At 69.1% G+C, this 19010-nt stretch carries 14 protein-coding genes and 6 pseudogenes; 10 read left to right on the top strand and 10 right to left on the bottom strand.

Going from position 1 to position 19010, the window contains the following annotated elements:
* Nucleotides 1-167: 167 nt before the first annotated feature.
* Nucleotides 168-763: pseudogene (locus tag DC008_RS36190) on the bottom strand (cation:proton antiporter); the annotation flags it as partial.
* Between the two features lie 252 nt (nucleotides 764-1015).
* Between DC008_RS36190 and nhaA the strand changes: the two are divergent.
* Entirely contained in the window at nucleotides 1016-2311 is a 1296-nt protein-coding gene (nhaA, locus tag DC008_RS34925) for a Na+/H+ antiporter NhaA (protein WP_108710452.1), read from the top strand.
* Between the two features lie 179 nt (nucleotides 2312-2490).
* Here nhaA and DC008_RS34930 read toward each other — a convergent pair whose 3' ends face one another.
* Entirely contained in the window at nucleotides 2491-3582 is a 1092-nt protein-coding gene (locus DC008_RS34930; protein ID WP_108710453.1) for an SPFH domain-containing protein, read from the bottom strand.
* A 29-nt stretch (nucleotides 3583-3611) separates the two neighbouring features.
* Nucleotides 3612-4049, bottom strand: coding sequence for an NfeD family protein (locus tag DC008_RS34935; protein ID WP_108710454.1), 438 nt, complete (start codon nucleotides 4047-4049; stop codon nucleotides 3612-3614).
* Nucleotides 4050-4143: 94 nt separating this feature from the next.
* On the opposite strand from DC008_RS34935, the pseudogene DC008_RS36195 reads away from it, so the two are divergent.
* The 5 genes and pseudogenes from DC008_RS36195 to DC008_RS34960 form a co-directional block, all read left to right on the top strand.
* A pseudogene (locus DC008_RS36195) lies at nucleotides 4144-4400 on the top strand (alanine:cation symporter family protein); the annotation flags it as partial.
* Nucleotides 4401-5259: 859 nt separating this feature from the next.
* Complete coding sequence (locus tag DC008_RS34945) at nucleotides 5260-6513, top strand: cation:proton antiporter (RefSeq protein ID WP_108710455.1); 1254 nt, start codon at nucleotides 5260-5262, stop codon at nucleotides 6511-6513.
* A gap of 130 nt (nucleotides 6514-6643) precedes the next feature.
* Nucleotides 6644-7510: a potassium channel family protein gene (locus tag DC008_RS34950; RefSeq protein WP_108710456.1), complete on the top strand. Its 867-nt coding sequence runs from the start codon at nucleotides 6644-6646 to the stop codon at nucleotides 7508-7510.
* Between the two features lie 185 nt (nucleotides 7511-7695).
* A complete protein-coding gene (locus DC008_RS34955; protein WP_108710457.1) occupies nucleotides 7696-9075 on the top strand; it encodes a TrkH family potassium uptake protein in 1380 nt (459 codons plus the stop codon).
* 1 nt (nucleotide 9076) lies between these two features.
* Nucleotides 9077-9787, top strand: coding sequence for a potassium channel family protein (locus tag DC008_RS34960; RefSeq protein WP_108710458.1), 711 nt, complete (start codon nucleotides 9077-9079; stop codon nucleotides 9785-9787).
* A gap of 148 nt (nucleotides 9788-9935) precedes the next feature.
* Here DC008_RS34960 and DC008_RS36200 read toward each other — a convergent pair.
* A pseudogene (locus DC008_RS36200) lies at nucleotides 9936-10133 on the bottom strand (pyridine nucleotide-disulfide oxidoreductase); the annotation flags it as partial.
* 22 nt (nucleotides 10134-10155) lie between these two features.
* Nucleotides 10156-10254: pseudogene (locus DC008_RS34970) on the bottom strand (IS5/IS1182 family transposase); the annotation flags it as partial.
* Between the two features lie 35 nt (nucleotides 10255-10289).
* Here DC008_RS34970 and DC008_RS34975 point away from each other — a divergent pair.
* Nucleotides 10290-11194: pseudogene (locus DC008_RS34975) on the top strand (IS5 family transposase); the annotation flags it as partial.
* Nucleotides 11195-11832: 638 nt separating this feature from the next.
* Here DC008_RS34975 and fxlM read toward each other — a convergent pair.
* Nucleotides 11833-13029, bottom strand: coding sequence for a methyltransferase, FxLD system (gene fxlM / locus DC008_RS34985; protein ID WP_244221474.1), 1197 nt, complete (start codon nucleotides 13027-13029; stop codon nucleotides 11833-11835).
* 304 nt (nucleotides 13030-13333) lie between these two features.
* Between fxlM and DC008_RS34990 the strand changes: the two genes are divergently transcribed.
* Nucleotides 13334-14151 (top strand): IS5 family transposase gene (locus DC008_RS34990; RefSeq protein ID WP_108710461.1). Its coding sequence is split into 2 segments (ribosomal slippage): nucleotides 13334-13676 and nucleotides 13676-14151, totalling 819 coding nucleotides; the frame shifts between segments, so codons are not numbered across the junction.
* A gap of 69 nt (nucleotides 14152-14220) precedes the next feature.
* Here the strand turns inward: DC008_RS34990 and DC008_RS34995 are convergent.
* A complete protein-coding gene (locus tag DC008_RS34995; RefSeq protein ID WP_108710462.1) occupies nucleotides 14221-16053 on the bottom strand; it encodes an AMP-dependent synthetase/ligase in 1833 nt (610 codons plus the stop codon).
* Between the two features lie 339 nt (nucleotides 16054-16392).
* A pseudogene (locus tag DC008_RS35000) lies at nucleotides 16393-16683 on the bottom strand (transposase); the annotation flags it as partial.
* Nucleotides 16684-16843: 160 nt separating this feature from the next.
* Here DC008_RS35000 and DC008_RS36390 point away from each other — a divergent pair.
* On the top strand, nucleotides 16844-16972 hold the full coding sequence (locus tag DC008_RS36390; protein WP_341867318.1) for a hypothetical protein: 129 nt from the start codon (nucleotides 16844-16846) through the stop codon (nucleotides 16970-16972).
* 125 nt (nucleotides 16973-17097) lie between these two features.
* On the opposite strand, the gene DC008_RS35605 is transcribed toward DC008_RS36390, so the two are convergent.
* Nucleotides 17098-17250: a hypothetical protein gene (locus tag DC008_RS35605; RefSeq protein WP_164492420.1), complete on the bottom strand. Its 153-nt coding sequence runs from the start codon at nucleotides 17248-17250 to the stop codon at nucleotides 17098-17100.
* 258 nt (nucleotides 17251-17508) lie between these two features.
* Complete coding sequence (locus DC008_RS36530) at nucleotides 17509-18072, bottom strand: WhiB family transcriptional regulator (RefSeq protein ID WP_425276562.1); 564 nt, start codon at nucleotides 18070-18072, stop codon at nucleotides 17509-17511.
* On the opposite strand from DC008_RS36530, the gene DC008_RS35015 reads away from it, so the two are divergent.
* Nucleotides 17961-18884 (top strand): restriction endonuclease, encoded by a 924-nt coding sequence (locus tag DC008_RS35015; protein WP_108710464.1) that lies wholly within the window; start codon nucleotides 17961-17963, stop codon nucleotides 18882-18884. The genes DC008_RS36530 and DC008_RS35015 overlap by 112 nt on opposite strands.
* Nucleotides 18885-19010: the final 126 nt, after the last annotated feature.

Consider the following 19010-nt stretch of genomic DNA (forward strand, 5'->3'; position numbering starts at 1 on the left):
CGTACTCACCTCGCGCCTTGGTGGGTACGGGCCCGTACGCCTGCCGCCTACGACCGGCCGCCGAGCTCTTTGCTGTCGCCGCCGGTCCAGATGACCGATGGCAGAGCTCGCCATGGCCCCGCGCAGCACCACCGAGAGCACCACGGCGAGGGCCACGATCGCCCACAGCTCCCGTTCCAGGCCGCCGACCACCCCGTCCCGGCCGCGGTGGCCGGGGCGATGGCCGCGTAGACGAACGGGAAGGCGAGTCCGTCGTTGAGCCGGGCCTCACTGGTCGGGGAGAACCGCACCTCGTCCTCGTCGCGCTCGGCCCCGAGTGGCTCGCCCACGCGCACCTCACCAGCCGGCACGGGATCCGTCGGCACTGGCGCGGCCCCAGCAGCGGAGCGGCATCGGGCGGCCAGTCGAGCAGCCCCCAGGCCGGCAGGGCGACGACAGCCACCGTCAGCGGCATCGTGATGCCCGGCAAGCGCCACGCAGTGGACCACCGGCGCCATCCGAAGGGCCGGTCGATGGCGAGCCCCGCGCCCATCAGCGACACGATCACGCACACCTAAGTGGTGTGCTCGACCCAAAGCCGGTCACGAACGGGATCCACGGCCGGTACGCCCACCGGCAGCAACTCGATGAGAACACCCGCCGCGAGGAAGACCATGGGCAGGGACAACGGCCGTTTGGACACCACCCGGGGCAGCACAGCCGCCCCCAGCGTCCCCAGCGCCCCCATGCCCAGGCAGGCGTAGACAACGTCCGAAGGCGTCACTGCGACGTCCTGCCCGACGCGATCACTCCCAGGCGGTGTGTCTACCCCGTCCGCACCGGTGCCTCGCCCGAGTACGTCATCGAGCCCGCTGCCTGCCCGTTCGCAGCCCCCAGAGGTGGGGTGGGCCAGACCGGCCAGTGCGGTTAGGGTGTAAAGAACGCGTCAAGAAGGACGCGGGGTGTGCCGGGAAGTCTGGTCGGCGTCCGTAGGGCCGTGTGCCCGTTTCGCCGACACCACCGGAGGTCTGCCGCCTTGGCCGCCACCCCGCCCCGTACCCCGTTCCTCGGTCTCCTCCCCTGGCCCGAACGGCAGGCAGTGGCCCGGGCCCTGCGCACCGAAACGGTGGGTGGTCTCGTCCTGCTGGCCGCCGCGGTGGTCGCGCTGATCTGGGCGAACACACCGCTCAGCGGCGCGTACACCACCATCCGTGACTTCCACTTCGGAATACCCGCCCTGGGACTGGACCTCTCCGTCGGCCACTGGACCTCCGACGGACTGCTGACCGTCTTCTTCCTGGTCGCCGGGATCGAACTGAAGCGGGAACTGGTCGTTGGCTCGCTGCGCACCCCGGCGACGGCGGCGCTGCCAATCATCGCCGCCGTGTGCGGCATGGCCGTACCCGCCGCCTTTTACGCCCTCACGGTCACAGTCGGCGGCGGCAGCATGGACGGGTGGGCGGTGCCGATGGCCACCGACATCGCCTTCGCCCTGGCCGTTCTGGCGGTCATCTCCACCCACCTGCCGACCGCCCTGCGGGCCTTCCTGCTGACGCTTGCGGTGGTCGACGACCTCGGCGCGATCCTGATCATCGCCCTCTTCTTCACCGCGGACCTCAACTACGGGGCGCTGGCGGGGGCGCTTGCCGGGCTGGCCGTCTTCCATGTCCTGCAGCGGCAGCGGGTGAAGGGCTGGTGGTGGTACGTGCCGCTCGGAGTGGCGATCTGGGCACTGCTGTACAACGGCGGCATCCACGCCACTGTCGCCGGTGTCGCCATGGGCCTTCTCCTGCGCACCGTCCCCGACAAGGACGAGGAACGATCACCCGCGGAGCGCACCGGACACCTGCTGCACCCCCTCTCCGCCGGCCTGTGCGTGCCCCTGTTCGCCCTGTTCGCCGCCGGTGTCAGCGTCTCCGGCGACGCACTGGGCAAGGTCTTCACCACCCCCGAACCCCTCGGGGTGATCGCCGGGCTGGTTGCGGGCAAGATCCTCGGCATCTTCGCCGGAACCTACCTCGCCGCCCGCTACACCCGCGCGCGGCTCAATCCCGACCTGGCCTGGGCCGACGTCCTCGCCCTGGCAACCCTGGCCGGAATCGGCTTCACGGTCGCCCTCCTCATCGGCGAACTGGCCTTCCCCGGCACCGCCGTCGGCGAACACGTCAAAGCCGCCGTCCTGATCGCCTCGCTCACCGCCGCCCTGCTGGCCGCCCTGCTCCTGCGCCGCAGGAACGCTGTGTACCGGCGTCTGTACGAGGAGGAAAACCTCGACGAGGACGCCGACGGCATCCCCGACATCTACCAGCGCACCGAAGCGGGCGGCGCCTGACCCGGCCACCACCCGCGCCCTCGCCTGCTCACCGCAGCGGCGGCACTGCTGTTCTGCGTCCGCCCACCATGGCCGCCGCGATGCGGCAGGGCGGCCCGAAGCCAGGCTGCGCGGCTGCCCTGGGCTCGACACCCAGTCGGATTGCCCCCCGGACATCGGCGCGATGACCGAAGGTGGTCTCAACCGCCAGACTTCTGCCCCCGGCGCGGCATCTGAGGCGACTTCGCCGCCTCGGCCTCCGCCTTGGCGTCGTTCACCGCGGCCGCGGCCTGTTTCCCGGCCTCGTCAGCAGCCGCGGCGGCGTCGAGCGCAGCCGTCCGGCCCGCGTCAAGCTCCGGAGTCCGGCCTTCGCCCGACGTGTGGTCAGCGCCGGCGCCGGCCGCTTCCTCGGGTTGCGCCGCCGACTGGTCACCGAACGCCCGGGTGACGGTCCTGACCGCTTCGGTCAGTTCTCCAGGAATGACCCAGAAGGTGTTGTTGTCGCTGCTCGCCAGGTGCGGAAGCGTCTCGAGGTACTTGTAGGCCAGGATCTTCGGGTCGGCGTTGTTGCGATGGACGGCTTGGAAGACCAGCTCCACCGCCTTTGCCTCACCGTCCGCCCGAAGGATCATGGCCTGCTGCGTGCCCTGCGCCTCCAGGATGTCCTTCTGTTTCGTGCCCTCCGCGGTGAGGATCTTGGCTTGCCGCTCGCCCTCGGCGTGCAGGATGGCCGCCCGCTTGTCACGCTCGGCCCGCATCTGCTTCTCCATCGCCTCCTTGATGGTGTGCGGTGGATCGATGGCCTTGATCTCGACGCGGTTGACCCGGATGCCCCACTTGCCGGTGGCGTCGTCGAGGACGGCGCGGAGCCGGGAGTTGATCTCCTCGCGCGAGGTGAGCGTCTCCTCCAGGTCCATGCTGCCGATGACGTTCCGGAGCGTGGTCACGGTGAGCTGGTCGATCGCCTGGAGGTAGTCGGCGACCTCGTAAGCCGCGGCCCGCGGGTCCGTGATCTGGTAATAGAGCACGGTGTCGATGTTCACCACGAGGTTGTCCTCGGTGATCACCGGCCTGGGGTCGGACGAATAGACCTGTTCGCGCACATCGAGCTTGGTGTTGATGCGGTCCGCCACCGGCAGGACCAGGTTCAGGCCGGGTTGCAGTGTCCGGCGGTATCTGCCGAACCGCTCGACGTTGTAGCGGCGCGCCTGCGGGACGATCCGCACGGTGGAGGCCACGAGGAAGACAACGACGATGACCGCGACGAGGAGGGGGATGACGACGGGTTCCACGGTGCCTCCGTTGCTGTGCGTTCAGCCGTTCACGGAAGAAGCTCGCGGGGGTAGACGACGGCCGTGGCGCCTTCGATCTCCATGACGTCGACCAGCGCTCCCACCGGGATCACGAGGCTCTCGTCGAAGGCGCGGGCGGACCACTCTTCGCCGCCGAGCTTGATCAGACCGCGGGTCGCGGTGACCTCTTGCGTGACCTCGGCCCGCTTGCCGATCAGCGCGTCGCTGCCCTCGCGTGTGAGAGGTTGCTGCTCCATATGCCGCAGCGCGATGGGACGGACGAGGACGAGGCCCGCTGCTGCCGCCGCGCCCAGGGCCAGCAACTGGCCGAGAAGGCCGACGCCCACACCGGCGACCACCGCGGCGACCAGCGCGGCACCGGCCAGCAAGCCGAAGACCAGGGTCAAGGTGAAGAACTCCGCGATGCCCAGCGCCGCGGCGGCACACAGCCATACGAACCACGGCATCGCATCGCCCTCCTTCTGGGGCCTTCTCCTCCAAGTTACTGCCCGGAGGGCCGGGCGGACCAAGTGCTTCTCGGCGGCATTCCCTCCATCGCATCACCAGCAGGCTCTGGGCTCCGCGCCGATCGCCTACTCCCCGGTGAAGACCGGGCCCTCGGTCAGCGAGGGCCTGCTCGCTCTGCTGGAGCCGTTCATCGACACGGTCGTCATCTGCACCATGACTGTGCTGACCACCGGCATCGTCATCGTCAGCCCGGCCAGCTGGGCGAAGCCCGCGTCGGCGAGAGCATCGGCGGCTGCATCATCACCTCCGACGCCTTCGAGACGGTACTGCTCTGGTTGCGGTACTGCCTGCAGTTCGTCTTCGCCCGAAACGCCGGTGAGGCCACGGACTGCGACGGCGCCAGGAGCCGGTGAAGACCACCGACTGAACGTACACTCGGCGGCCTGGCTCCTGATCAGGCGGCCCGCGCACACCGTGCGCCTTGGTGACCACGGGCCCGTTCTGTGACCGCACCGCCGTGGAAGCGATCTACTCCTTGCTGACGAGCGGTGACGCGGGTCTTCCCGGGGTCGGGGCGGCAGGACCCGTGGGGACTTGGTCCAGGACATCGTCGGACTGCGTCGGGACCGTATCTCCGGGCCTGGTGACACCGTTGCCGGAGTCGCTGGAGAGCTGGGACGTCGCTCCCAGGACTACGACGATCGCCGTAGCCAGCCCGAGGGTTCGGCCGATGAGCCGGCGTCTGGTTCGGACATCCATGTCCTGCCACGGAGGCCCCTGCCATGGGTCCTCCGGGTCATACACTTCGCCGACAGCCGCGACCTGCCCTTGCCCGTCCTGCCGCTGAGAGGCATCACGGTTGCCTGCTCGGAGCCGCTCGGCCAGGTCCGTCCGTTCCTGTGCGGACGGCTCGTTGGGGGCGGGTTCACTGATGGTTCGTTCGCTGTCCCGGAGGAACTGCTGTCAGAACTCGTCCATACCCATCGCCCCCCGTACCTCTTCCACGACCACTTCTCCGCGAACGGGAGTTGGCTGCTTGCCGCGGAGGCCGAGGGCTGCACGTTTCCGCTTCCCGGCAGGAATCCCCGGCTCCGGCTGCCGTCAGGGCCCTGTCAATGGTGCGTAAGGAATGTGTAGGGTCATGGGCGGTGTGCCGGGAAGCCTGGTCGGCGATTCAAGGGAGTGCTCTGTCGCTGATCGGGGTTGTCCGTGGTACTCGTCGCTGTCTTCGGTGTGGCACTGCTGATCGCGGTACTGCTGTCCGGGCTCGCCGCCCGCACGGTGCTGTCCACCTCCTTTCTCTTCCTGGTCGGCGGAGCCCTGGTCAGTGACGGGTTCCTGGGCCTGATCCACATCACGCCGGACAGCGGGATCGTGGCCACGACGGCGGACCTGACGCTGTTCGCGGTGCTGTTCACGGACGGTCAGCACGTCTCGTTCTCCAAACTGCGCGCCAACTGGCGAAACCCCGCTCGAGCTCTGGGACTGGGGATGCCGCTGGCCTTCGTGTTCATGGCTCTCGTCACGCACTTTCTGGTCGGCTTGGACTGGACGACCTCGTTCCTGGTCGGCGCGGTCCTGGCACCGACCGATCCCGTGTTCGCCTCGGCGATCGTGGGCCGCAAGGAAGTGCCCGCCAAACTACGTGAGTTGCTGAATGTCGAGAGCGGCATCAACGACGGCCTCGCCCTGCCGATCGTCCTCATCCTGATCGCGGCGGCGGGCCCGACGTCCGGCACCGCGGAGGCGTCGCTGGGGAAGATCGCCCTGGAGCTTCTGCTCGGCCTCCTCTTCGGCGTCCTGCTGCCCCTCCTCGTCAACGGTCTCGTCCGCTTCCGGCTGCTGGGCGCGGAACCGAAGCTGCAGCCGCTGCTGCCGCTGGCCACCGGGATCATCCTGTACGCGACCTGTCACCTCACGCACGCCAACCCCTATCTGGCCGCCTTCTCCGCCGGCGCGGTGCTGGTCGCGGTCTCTCCGGAGGCGAAGGACGCCTTCGAGCCGCTGGGCGAGGCACTCGCGGAGCTGGCGAAGTTCGCCGCGCTGCTGGTGTTCGGCGCGCTGCTGACACCGCAACTCTTCGGGGACCTGTCGCTCGGCGGGTATGCGGCGGTGGTGCTGGCGATCGTGCTGATCCGGCCTGCATCCATGCTGATCTCCCTGATCGGCACGCACTTCAACCGCCGGGAGAAGCTGACGGCCGCCTGGTTCGGACCGAAGGGCTTCGCCTCGGTGGTCTATGGCCTGCTGGTGCTGCAGTCCGGCATTCCGCAGGCCGAGGAGGCCTACACGCTGATCGCGGTGTGCATCGCGTTCTCGATCATCGCGCACAGCTCCACGGACGTGCCGATCGCCCGCATGTTCGATGTGGAGGATCTGGTAGGCATCCCCAGCGATGAAGAGAGCAGCCAGAGGACAGATCCAGTGGTGGCCGGACATCGGGACACGACTGATGATGCCTGACCCGAGTGCTTGATACTCCGCTCGTGGGCCAGTACGGGGGCGCGGCGCAGCGCTCGCTGGTGGTGGTGACGGCCCGGGTGGCCGGGCGACACGGCAGGCTGGTACAGCTGCGCCCGGACGAGGAGGTCGTATGGACTGGCTGGTCTCGCTGATCGGTGCCGCCATGGTCCTGGTCATCCTGAGGGACGTTTTCCACACGCTGTGGCATCCGACCCGGCATGGCGGTCTGAGCCGGATCGTGATGACGGGGCTGTGGCGGCTGCTCCCCCTGGGCCGTGCGGTACGCAGGGCGGCGGGGCTGGTCGGGCCGCTCGGCATGGTCGGTGTGGTGGTGATGTGGGCCAGTGGCGTGAGTGTGGGGTGGGCCCTGGTGTACTGGCCGCACTTGCCGGAGGGGTTCGCCTTCTCCAGCTCGCTGGAGCCGGCCGAGCACTCGGGGCCGGTGGACGCCCTCTACATCTCCCTGGTGATCGTCGCCACGCTCGGCCTGGGCGACATCGCCCCCGAGGAGGGCTGGTTGCGCGTCGTGGCACCTCTTGAAGCCTTGGTGGGCTTCGCGCTGCTGACCGCAACCGTTTCCTGGGTCCTCGGCATCTATCCCGCCCTGGCCCGACGCCGGACGCTGGCACTGCGCATCTGCCACCTGCGCAGCGCCGGCCTGATGCCGCGGCAGCTGGAATCCGATGCCGGGGCCGCGGTGCTGGACGGACTCGCATGCGACATCACCCGGGTCTGCGTGGACCTCGCCCAGTACCCCGAGTCCTATTACTTCCACGACGGTCCCGGCGACACCTCGCTGGCCCGGACGATCCGCTTCGCCGCCGACCTGGCCGCGCAGGCGCGGCGGGCAGAACACGCGGGTGTCCGCCTCGCGGCTTCGGTACTCGCCGCTGCACTCGACGACCTCGCCGCCGTGCTCGACGACCGCTTCCTGCACACGCAGGGCACCGCACAGCAGGTCTTGGCCGCCTACGCGCACGATCATGGAAGTCGCTGAGCCTGGAGGTCTCCCCGCGTCCCACCGGTATGTACGCCTGGGCCGGGCACGTGGCTGCGCGTCGGCACCGCGGGGGCATGCTCACCGGCGCGACTCACGGGTAGGGTGTGCGGCCGGGAACTCGACGAGCATCGACGCCGGTGGGCACAGACAGCGACCGTCGCGCAGACGGGGGAGGGACAGCCATGGCGGGCCTGGCCACGCGGATGCGGTCATGGTCGTCGCTACTCATCGCCCACCCCGCCCGTGCGGTGGTCCTGGCGTTCGCGGTGGCGGTCCTTCTTGGCACTGTGCTGCTGTCCTTGCCCTGCGCCGCTGAGGGAGGTTCCTCGCCCGGGTTCGTGACCGCGCTGTTCACGGCCACCTCGGCGGTGTGCGTGACGGGCCTGGCCGTGGTGGACACCGGAACGTACTGGAGCGGCTTCGGTGAGGGCGTGATCCTCGCACTGATCCAGGTCGGCGGCTTCGGCATCATGACCCTGGCGTCACTGCTGGCGGTGCTGATCTCGGGCAGGCTGCGGCTGCGCATGCAGCTGACCGCACAGGCGGAGACCAAGAGCCTCGGCATCGGTGACGTACGGCGCGTGCTGCTCGGCGTGGCCGGTACCACGCTGGTCGTGGAACTCGCGGTGGGCGCGGTGCTGTCGCTGCGCTTCCGGTACGGATACGGCGAAGACATCGGCGGCGCCATCTACCTCGGCTACTTCCACGCCGTGTCGGCGTTCAACAACGCCGGTTTCGGGCTGCACGCCGACAGCCTCACCCGCTACGCCCAGGACCCCTGGGTGACCCTGCCCGTCGCCGCCGCCGTGATCCTGGGAGGTCTCGGTTTCCCGGTACTGCTGGAACTGATGCGCCACCGTCGTCGGCGTCGTACGGCGGGACTCCGCACCTGGAGCCTGCACGCCAAACTCACCCTGAGCACCACCGTCGTTCTGCTCGTCGCCGGAACCCTGCTGACCTGTCTGCTGGAGTGGACCAATCCCGGCACGCTCGGCCCGCACACCACGACGGGCAAGATCCTCGACGGCTTCTTCCACTCCGCCATGAGCCGCACGGCCGGCTTCAACGCGATCGACGTCGGCGCGCTGCGCGCCTCGACGCTGCTGATGACGTGCGTGCTGATGTTCATCGGGGGAGGCAGCGCAGGAACCGCGGGCGGGATCAAGGTCACCACCTTCGCGGTGCTGCTCGCCGCGATCCTTGCCGAAGTGCGGGGCGAGCCCACCTCCACGGTGCTGGGCCGCCGTCTGGCACCGCACGTGCTGCGCCAGGCGCTGACGGTGGCGCTGCTCGGGGTCGGCCTCGTCATGGGCTCGACGCTCGTCCTGCTCGCGCTCACCGACGAACCCATGGACGCGGTGCTGTTCGAGACCGTGTCCGCCTTCGCCACCGTCGGTCTGTCCACCGGTATCACCGCCGACCTGCCCACGGCCGGGCAACTTCTGCTGGTCGTCCTGATGTTCGTCGGCCGCCTCGGCCCCATCACGCTCGTCTCAGCCCTCGCCCTGCGCGAGCGCACCCGCCGTTACGACCTGCCAGAGGAGCGACCCGTCATTGGTTAACATGCTGCGCGCCCTGCGTCGTCGCCACCGCAAGCGCTCGACGCAGACCGACGGCCATGGCGGTGACCAGCGTGTCGCCGTCATCGGGCTCGGCCGCTTCGGCTCTTCGCTGGCCAGCGAGCTGATGCGGCGCGGCTGGGACGTCCTCGGCATCGACACCGACGCCCGACTCGTCCAGAAGTACAGCGACGGACTCACCCACGCCGCCGTCGCCGACTGCACTGACCCGGAGGTGCTTCGCCAACTGGGCGTGCACGAGTTCACCAGTGCCGTCGTCGCGATCGGCACCGACATCGAGGCCTCCATACTGGTCAGTTCCAACCTCCTGGAGGCCGAGGTGCCCAACATCTGGGCCAAGGCCGTCAGCCGTCAGCACGGCCAGATTCTCGAGCGCCTCGGTGTGCACCATGTGGTCCTGCCCGAGCACGAGATGGGTGAGCGCGTCGCCCACCTGGTCACCGGCCGGATGCTGGACTTCATCGAGTTCGACGACGACTACGCCCTGGTGAAGACCGTCGCCCCGGACATCGCCACCGGCATCCCGCTGGGCCAGAGCCAGGTCCGCAGCAGGTACGGCATCACCGTGGTCGGCATCAAGCGGCCGGGAGAGGGCTTCACCTACGCCACCGCCGAGACGGTCGTCCAGAAGGGCGACGTCATCGTCGTCACCGGCAAGACCCGCGCGGTGGAGGCGTTCGCCGAACTCAGCTGAAGCCCCGTTGCGGGCGCCCCGGAATCTGCCGGCCGGGATTCACTACGTGCCCCTGCCGGAATGCGCCGCAGCCGAGGTACGCAAGGTCGTCGGCACGCTGAGCCGGCGACGCCCGGATCAGCCTCTGCCCTTACGGAGTTCGGCGATTTCACGGGCCGCGTGCCGGGCCGGCCGGGCGGCCAACGTCGATGAGGGTGGCTGAGACAGGGCCGGTCCAATCTCCGTGGCCGAGCAGGTGCGGAGGCGGTTCGTCCACGGCTCGCGTGCCCGCGGTGGCGATGTGGCCGCGTGGGCCGCGCAGGCCCGAGGGCGCCCGGTGCGAGAGGGCCGGACGGAAGCCGGCGCACCCCTGGGTCGTGTCCGCAATGTCAGGGAAGCCAGAGCTGTAGGCAGGCGATGGTGACCAGGGCCTGGTAGTGGCGGGCGAGTTTGTCGTAGCGGGTGGCCAGGGCCGTGTTGTGCTTGAGGGAGAGGGGACCGTCCCCGCGGGTGCGGGGAGCGGCCACCTTCGGGAGGTCGGGGCGGCCGGTGGAACGACCACCGCACCGTGGTCAACGGGATCCTGTTCCGTGTCTGGACGGGTGTCCCGTGGCGTGACCTGCCGGAACGCCACGGCTCGTGGAAGACCGTACGAACGGCATCGCCGCTGGTCGGCGGACGGCACCTGGGACCGGATCCTGCGGTCGGTCCAGGCCGACGCCGACCTCGCCGGGCGGATCGACTGGACGATGATCGGCGTCGACTCGACCTTGTGCCGGGCTCACCAGCATGCGGCCGGCGCACGCAAGACCCGGCCGCGGGACCCGCAAAAAGGACGAGGCCCCTGCACCACCGCCCCGACGAAGGACGCGGACGGTCCCGGGGCGCCTGACCTGCAAAATCCACCTCGCCTGCGATGGCGGCTGCCGCCCAACGGCCCTCCTGCTCACGCCAGGCCAGTGGGGCGACGCCCCGCAGATGATCGAGCTCCTGGGCCGGATCCGGGTCCCCCGGCCGCGGGGCGGACGCCCCCGAACCAGGCCGGACCACGTCAGCGGCGACAAGGCATACAGCTCCCGCCGCAACCGCCGCTACCTGCGGAGACGTCGCATCCGGCACACCATCCCCGAACTGAAGGACCAGTGGGCCAACCGGCGACGCAGAGGCAGCGCAGGCGGCAGACCCGCCGGCTTCGACCGCGACCCCTACCGGCGCCGCAACGAAGTCGAGCGCACCATCAACCGGCTCGAAAACTCCCGAGCGGTCGCGACCCGTTGCGACAAGCGAGCCTACGTCTTCCACGGCACCGTCACCGCCGCAACTGTCCGCCTATGGCTTCGGCGTGATCCGCCACCATCCTTCAGACGCTTGAGGGATCGGCGTGGTCCGGGCTCTGGCGGGGCCGCGGCAGTTGGCTCAGGGCGATGAGGAGGAGCCCAGCCAACAGGAAGGCGTTCCCACCGAAGAAGCGGACCTCCCAGGAAACACTCGGCAAGATCCGAAAGTAGAAGAGGCTCTGCAGTAGCAAGGACGTGCCCATGAGCAGGGCGCCGAGTCCGTGGAGCTTCGGCCTGGTGACGTGGCGACGCGCCGTGGGGGCGACCCACCCTGTCCGTAGCGTCAAGATTCCCAACGCGATCGCCAGCAGCCCCAAGAGCACGCCCGTTCCTACCACCCATGCCATGGTGCCGCTCCGCTCCGACCGCTGGCAGGCCAGAAACGCGAGTTACGCCTGGCCCGAAGATGCCCTCATCATCGCTGGAGCTGGTGGCGCCTGACCATGCCGGTGACAGGCAATCTCCAGGCTTCTCCACTGCCGTCTGTGTGCCATCTGCTCAAGATCCGCCGGACAGCGCCTAGGCGGAGTCTGATAATTGATCTTGTCCGGATCAGGGCGGGGTTGACGTGAAGCGCAACCCCCTTCACGTCCGGAGCGTCAACCGTCGCGATCTGTTACACCTCGCCCACGGGGGAGTGCCCCGCCTCCTGTTGAAGCGCTCAGAAAGGGCCTCGGTCGCCGGCGTCAGTCGGATCAGGGCAGGCGACCGAAGCCCTCCGGGATTTGCTCAGTATGTGAGGGTGATGTGGCTCTCGGGCTTGCTGATCACGTGCCCCGCTGCGGCTCCGTCCGCAGTAGGTGTGACGGTCATCCGTGGCACGGCCAGGCGGTCGGATCCCCACGCGTCGATGTGCGCGATGAGGTCCTGCGCGAGTTCCTCGGCCTGTGGGCCGTAGGCGGCCGCGCCGAGCCGGAACGGGCGCTCGGGCTCGGCGTCTTCGCGGGTGACGGTGAGGTAGGCCAGGGAGTCGCCGTCGACCAGGACCGGGCTGCGGACGGGGATGGCGGGCCTGCGGACCAGGTCTTGCTTCAGTGCCTGCGCCGTGACTTCCAGCCGGCATACGCGGTCGTCGCTGGCCGTGGCGCGCAGCCATACCCCGTCGAACGGTTCCTCGCCGCCGACGTGCTGGGCGGACGGCATCTCGAGGGCGGTCTTGCCCGGTTGCAGGGTGGAGGCCAGGGCCTCGGTGTCGACGGCCTGGTCCTCGTCGTAGTGCACGCGGATGGAGTCGTCCGCGTTGAGGGCCGCGGTCTTCTCTCCGGTCTGCCCGATGATCGGTACGAAGCCGCACAGCTCCATGCCCTCGGAGATCAGTTCGTCGCCGCGGCGGGTCAGCGCGACCGATCGGGTCTGTCCGCGCCAGCGCAGCGGCAGGACGAGGCGGCCGCCGTCCTTCAACTGGCCCCACCAGGTGGTGGGGATGTCCCAGACGCCGACCGTGGCGATGATCCTGTCGTACGGGGCGTTCTCGGGGGCGCCGAGCAGGCCGTTGCGCTCGATCACGGTGACGCGTTCGTACCCGGTGGCGTTGAGGGTGGCCCGGGCGTGCAGGGCGATGTCGGAGTCGATGTCGACGGTCGTGACCTTCCCGTGGTCGACGAGTTCGGCCAGGAGGGCGGCGTTGTAGCCGGTGCCGGCCCCGATCTCGAGGACGTTGTCACCGGCGCGGGCGCCGAGCTGCTCGAGCATCATGGCGACGACGGACGGCACAGACGCGCACGACAGCGGCAGCGGCTTGCCGGGGTTGTCCTTGATGGTCACGGCCTGATCTGTGTAGGCGTTCTCGAGTTCCAGGCCGGGCAGGAAGGCGTCCCGCGGCACGGTACGCATGGCCTGTTCCACGTCGGCAGGCACGCGCCGCTCGGCGAGGATCTCATCGACGAGCCGGTTGCGGAGCTGGTCGGCCCTTGGTGTCTGGCTCACTGTCACATCACTTTCATGGGGTGAGGAGTAGGCGGGTCTCCCAATCCGGATCAACAGGGCGGGTGGTGGTTGTGACGTCCAGAAGAGTTGATGTGATCTTCACTGATGGCATGCCCTTTGACCTGTGATGTCGCAAATAGAGCTGGACGATTTCAGAGGCAGCCGACCTGCGTATCGTGCGCTCGATGTCTCGTTGACCTGGCACGCAGCAAGTAGGTCCGGACGCCAACTCAAGTACATCTGGACGTGTTATTGCTCAGACTTAGACCGTGTCCTACGTGGTGAGGCGGATGTTGACCCCGATATGGGACGGGGTACGTGGAGTTGGATTGTTCCGAGCGGACTTTGGGAGATCGCCGAGCCGCTGATCCCACCGTCGAAGGGACGGCCGCAGGGCGGGGGAACGCGGGACACACCTGATGAGACGCTGTTCGCGGCCATCGTCTACGTCCTGGTCAGCGGCTGCGCCTGGCGCCAACTACCGCCTTGCTTCGGCATATCGAAGTCGACGGCTCACCGCCGCTTCCTGATCTGGTCGAGAGCCGGTGTCTGGGGACGGCTGCACGAGACGGTGCTGCACTGGCTGGACGACGCCGGCCTCATCGATGTCACCCGCGTCGTCCTCGACACTGCCCACGTCCGCGCTAAAAAGGGGGCGAACGTACAGGTCCGAGCCCCGTGGACCGGGGCAAGCCGGGTTCCAAGATGCACGTCCTGTCGGACGCGAACGGACTGCCCCTCCTCGTCGGCGTCTCGGCCGGCAACACCCACGACAGTGAAGGGCTGAAGCCCTTGGTCGAGGGGCACCAAACGAGACACGACCCCGATCGCGGCCGGTACTTCAAGCCCCAGCGCCTCCACGCGGACAAAGCCTACGATCGCGCCGACCTGCGGAAATGGTTATGCGGCAAACGCATCGGAGTACGGATCGCGCGCAAAGGCATCGAGTCCAGCGAACGATTGGGCCGGCGCCGCTGGGTCATCGAGCGGACGATGTCCTGGCTGTCCGGCTACCGACGTCTGAGCCCTCGTTACGAGCACGATCCCCGCAACTACCTGGCCTTTCTCGGCCTTGCCGCCGCCCTGTGCTGCTACAAACGACTCGTCCGCCTCACCACGTAGGACACGGTCTTAACCGTGGATGATGCCAGGAGCAGCAGCGGGGCCGTCCGACCGCCGGTGAGGGGGGCCTCAGGACCCGTACAACGCTTCAATGTCGGCCGCGTACGCCTGCACGATCGCGGCGCGGCGCAGCTTCAGCGACGGTGTCATGAGGCCGTTGGCCGTGCTGAACTCGTGCGGGATGATCCGGAACGCGCGGATCGCCTCGGCCTGGGAGACCGCCGCGTTCGCCATCGTCACGGCCCGCTGGATCTCCCCACGCAGTTTTTCGTTGATCGTCGCCTCCCGGGGCCGGGCGTGCTGCTGTGCGCGGAGCCGGCACCAGTGCTGGGACGCCTCGGGATCCAGGGTGATCAGCGCCGCGATGAAGGGACGGTTGTCGCCGACGACGAGGCACTGGGATATCAGGGGATGTCTCAGCAGCCGCTCCTCCAGCACCCGGGGATTGACGCTCTTGCCGCCACTGGTGATGAGTATGTCCTTCTTGCGCCCGGTGATGACCAGGAAGCCGTCGTCGTCCAGCCGGCCCACGTCGCCCGTCGCGAACCACCCGTCGCGCAGCACCGACCCGGTGGCCGCCGGATCGCCGAGATAGCCGGAGAAGACGACGTCCCCGCGGACCCAGATCTCCCCGTCCCGTGCCACGTGGACGGAGCAGCCGGGCAGGGGTCTGCCGACGGTCCCGTAGCGGGGCTGGCCCGGTGGCTGGCTGGTCACGGCGGCGGTCGTCTCGGTGAGCCCGTACCCGTCGTGGATGGTGACCCCGGCTCCGGCGAAGAACAGGCCGAGTTCCCGGTCGAGACTCGACCCGCCGGAGGTGGCATACCGGACCCGGCCGCCGAGGACGGCCCGCAGCCGCCCGTACACCAGACGGTCGAAGACGGCGTGTGAGGCCTTCAGCAGCGGCCCCGGCCCCGAGCCCTCGCCTCTGTCCCGGCGCTCCAGTTCCTCGGCGTAGCGCACCGCGACGTCCGCGGCCCGGTCGAAGAGCGCCTCACGGCCGGCTGCTTCGGCCGAACGCCGAGCCGAGTGGAAGATCTTCTCGAAGATGTACGGCACGGCGAAGACGTACGTCGGCCGGAACGACGCCAGGGCGGGCAGCAACGCGGCGGGGGACAGGTCCGGCTGATGCCCCAGCCGGATGCCGCCGCGCATGCAGACGACCTGCACCATCAGGCCGTAGATGTGGGAGAGGGGCAGGAAGGCGAGGACGGCCGGCTGCTCACCGGGCTCGGCGAGGATCTCCCGCCAGCCCGCGTTCAGGGTGTCGCATTCGACCGCGAGACTGGCGTGGGTGATCAGGCAGCCCTTGGGGTGGGGGCCGGTGGTGCCGGAGGTGTAGGCGACGGTGGCGACCGAGCTCGGCTGCACTGCCCTGCTGTGCTGGTGCACCACGTGGTCGGGGATGCCCCGGCCCGCGTCCGACAGCCATTGGACGCAGTTCGCGTCCAGTTGCCATATCGCCCGCAACAGCGGCAGCTGGTCGCAGACCGCCCCCACGGTCATGGCATGGTCCTCGTGTTCCACGACGACGGCCACCACCTGCGCGTCCGACAGGATCCAGCGGACCTGGTCCGCCGAGGAGGTCGGGTAGACGGGCACCACCTGGGCGCCGATAGACCACAACGCGTAGCTGAACAGCGTCCACTCGTAACGCGTGCGGGACATCACGGCGACGCGGTGACCGAACTGGATCCCGCTGGCCAGCAGCCCCTTGGCCAGCTCCAGCACCTCGTCACGGAAGTCGGCCGCGGTGACCGCACACCACCTCTGCTCGTCCAGGGGGTCGCGCCGGGCCAACTGCTCCAGCTTCGGGTCACGTTCCGCCACGTCGTACACCGAGTTCGCAAGGCCTCCCGCCGACAGGGTTTCCACCAGTGCCGGAAGGCTGAAGTCACGCACGCTACCCCCAGGATGAGCCGTTCACCGTGCCGCGCCTCGCGGCGGGCAGGGGCGCAACATACCGTCAGGCATCCCGGGTGCCTAGGTGCTATCGGCCAAGTCTCGTTGCATTGGTGCGCGGTGTCCGGTGTTGGGGGTTCTCCCGCACCGTTCAGGCCTCCCCACCACGGGGGCTGTGATCCCGGGCAAAGCAGCAGCACCTGCAGGCCGCTTGCCGGGAGGGGGTGTGTCAACTTAACGGCTGATCGCGGTTGCTGAGGTGTCAGTTGTTGCTCGGGGTCAGGCGGCCCTCGAAGACGATCTGGAAGGCGTTCAGGGGTGCCTTCCAGCGCATGGTCCACCGCTTGCGGCCCTTCCCGGTCGGGTCCAGGCTCCCGGCGCGAAGGTGCCGGCGGTGTCGCGGGGCACCCTCACCTCCACCGGACCGACGTCGGTAAGTACGGTCTTGGCCCGGGTGCCGTTGCGGCTGTTGCCGTTGTTCTTCCCGGCCGGGTTGTGCTTCTCATAGCCGACGTGGTCGGTGGTCTCCCCCTCGAGGGCGGACTCCAGCACCCGCTTGGTCAGCTGCTGCAACAACCCGCCCTCGCCGGTCAGCTGCAGTCCCTCGCTTCGGACCCGGTCAACCAGCATCGCGACGAGCTCCTCGTCAGACACCGCACTCGACGGTGCCTGAACCACCTGCTCGGCCTGCTGTCCATGGCGGTCTCCGTCATCAGACGCATCTCCTTGACCATCGGATCCGCCGTTGATTAGACACTCCCGCCCGTAGCGGGGGTCGCACGCTGGGGGTATGGCCGCAGTGATCGTGTATCCGCCGGCCGACGAGGGTGGCCGGCGCGTCCAGGTCGGCGGCAAGATCCTCGGCCGGGCGTTCCGCGTCCTGGACATCGCGGCGTCCTTGCAGAAGTCCGGGCTCTAGGACTTCGACGAGATGGGCGTGGTCCGGTCCGACCTGATCGACTGGCGCGGCGGCGGACCGGCGATCTGGACGTAGGGGCGCCCCGCTGCAGACTCGCCGAGAGGGACAGTGGGGCGTGGCCACGGTCAGGGCTCCATGGTGGTGTACTCGATCGTCTTGACGGCCGATGCGGCCACGACCGTTACCTTCCACGTCCCCTGGCCCGGGTATGCCTCCTTCCCGCGCTGGGGGTCGATGTGGAGGAAGGCGCCCTGAATGGCGACTCTGGCCTGCTGCACATTGCTCATGAGGTCGTTCGGGGACGTGGGGTCCGGCACGAGCTTGACGTAGAGGACAACGTCGGCGGTATATCAGTGCAGTTCGTCCATAGCGGTCCCTTCCTCTGGTGCGGCTGGGATGCCGCGGGTCCCGCCAGCGTGGCAGCAGGGTCTGACAACGGCCCCCTTTCTCGGGCGGCGACCGCCTCTGCCTGCGTCCACGCCGTCCCGCCCCCGGTGCAGTAGCCGCCAGGAGCCGGTCCTGGGCGGCTCGATGTTTCAGTTCTCGTCGGCGATGGCGGTGGCTCGTTCGCGTGTGAGCTGGTCGCGTTCGTCAACGGTGAGGCCGCCCCAGATGCCGTCTCGGTAGTCGTTGGCGATGGCGTAGTCGGTGCAGGCGTCACTGAGGGGGCAGCCGGTGCACAGGCCTTGGCTGCGGTCCTCTTCTTCTTGAGCGGGGTGGTGCGGCTGGCGTCGACGAGCAGGTCTGGCTGTTCCCGGCAGGGGGTGTCCGGGTTGACCAATCCGACCTCCTCTTGGAGGTCCGGACCCGAAAGGCGTGTGCCGGGAGGTGGTTCCCGCGTAGATGCGGGAACCCGCGCCGCCGAATCCTGGGGGCCGACGCTCCTTGGCCGGCTGTCCCCAACTCGGCTCGCTCTCCCCACCGGTGAAGTCGGTGATCTTGGGAACGAGGAGATGACGATCTTCGTTCTCGGGAGGGGAAGACCGGCATGACTGTACCCGCACCACGTGACCGACGCCTGTACGGCGACCGGCGGTTCGACATGCGTACCACCACGTTGTTCTTCGTCCTGCTGGCGCTCGTCCTGTGTCTGGTGGCATCGGTGGGCCGCATCGTGATGGGCATGGTGGAACGCCGCCCGGAAGGGGCCGGACTGCTCGCCGTACTGATCGTCGCGTCCGTGCTCGCCTCCCGGTCCCGGTGGCGCAGGCTGTCCGCCGCGAGATGCGCGCGCCGCGCGGCTAAGGCGCTGGAGGCCGCGGCCGAGACCGCGTCCGACAACCTCCGCGATATGCGCCCTACGGCGGCGGCGGAGGGCATGCGCGGCACGGCGGCGGCCGAAGGCGGGGGCGCGGCAGCGGCCGTGCCGCTACCGGCCGTCGAGTGCCCGGCCGGTGCGGCGGAATGGGCCTTCGGGTACGGCGCCGACCCTCTGCGCCCGGAGGTGTCGCCGGCGCCCAGCCCGGCGGCGGCAGCGGGGGAGGAGGCCACCGCCGTTCTCGACCTGCCGGTGGACTGCTTCGAACTCGACCCCGACGCCTTCGAGCGGACCGTGGCCGACCTGTGCCTGCGGGATGGCTGCGGGGACGTCAAAGTGGTCGGAGGGGCCGGGGACTTGGGCGCCGACGTCACGGCCGTCACCCCGGACGGGCGGCGCCTGATCGTCCAGTGCAAGCGCTACTGCGAGACCAACAAGGTGGGCTCCCAGGATCTCCAGCGGTTCGGGGGCACCTGCTTCACCGTCCACGAGGCCGACATTGCCGTAGTCGTCACGACGAGCGACTTCACCGCCCCCGCCCTCGAATACGCCGAACAGTGCGGAATCCTGTGCGTGAACGGCGACGAACTGAGTGCCTGGCACGACGGTACCGGGCCCCGGCCGTGGGACTTCGAGGTCACGACCGCTCCCTGAGCGACCGGGCGAGCTTGAGGGGGCCGGGGTCTTCGGTCTAGGCGTCGAGGGTGTCGAGGACGCGTGCCGGGTGTCGCCGCCGCGCAGGGGGGTCGGCGCGCTTCTGCTGCCGGACGGACCTGCTCG

Origin of the sequence: Streptomyces nigra, assembly GCF_003074055.1 — a bacterium.
GTDB classification, from domain to species: domain Bacteria; phylum Actinomycetota; class Actinomycetes; order Streptomycetales; family Streptomycetaceae; genus Streptomyces; species Streptomyces nigra.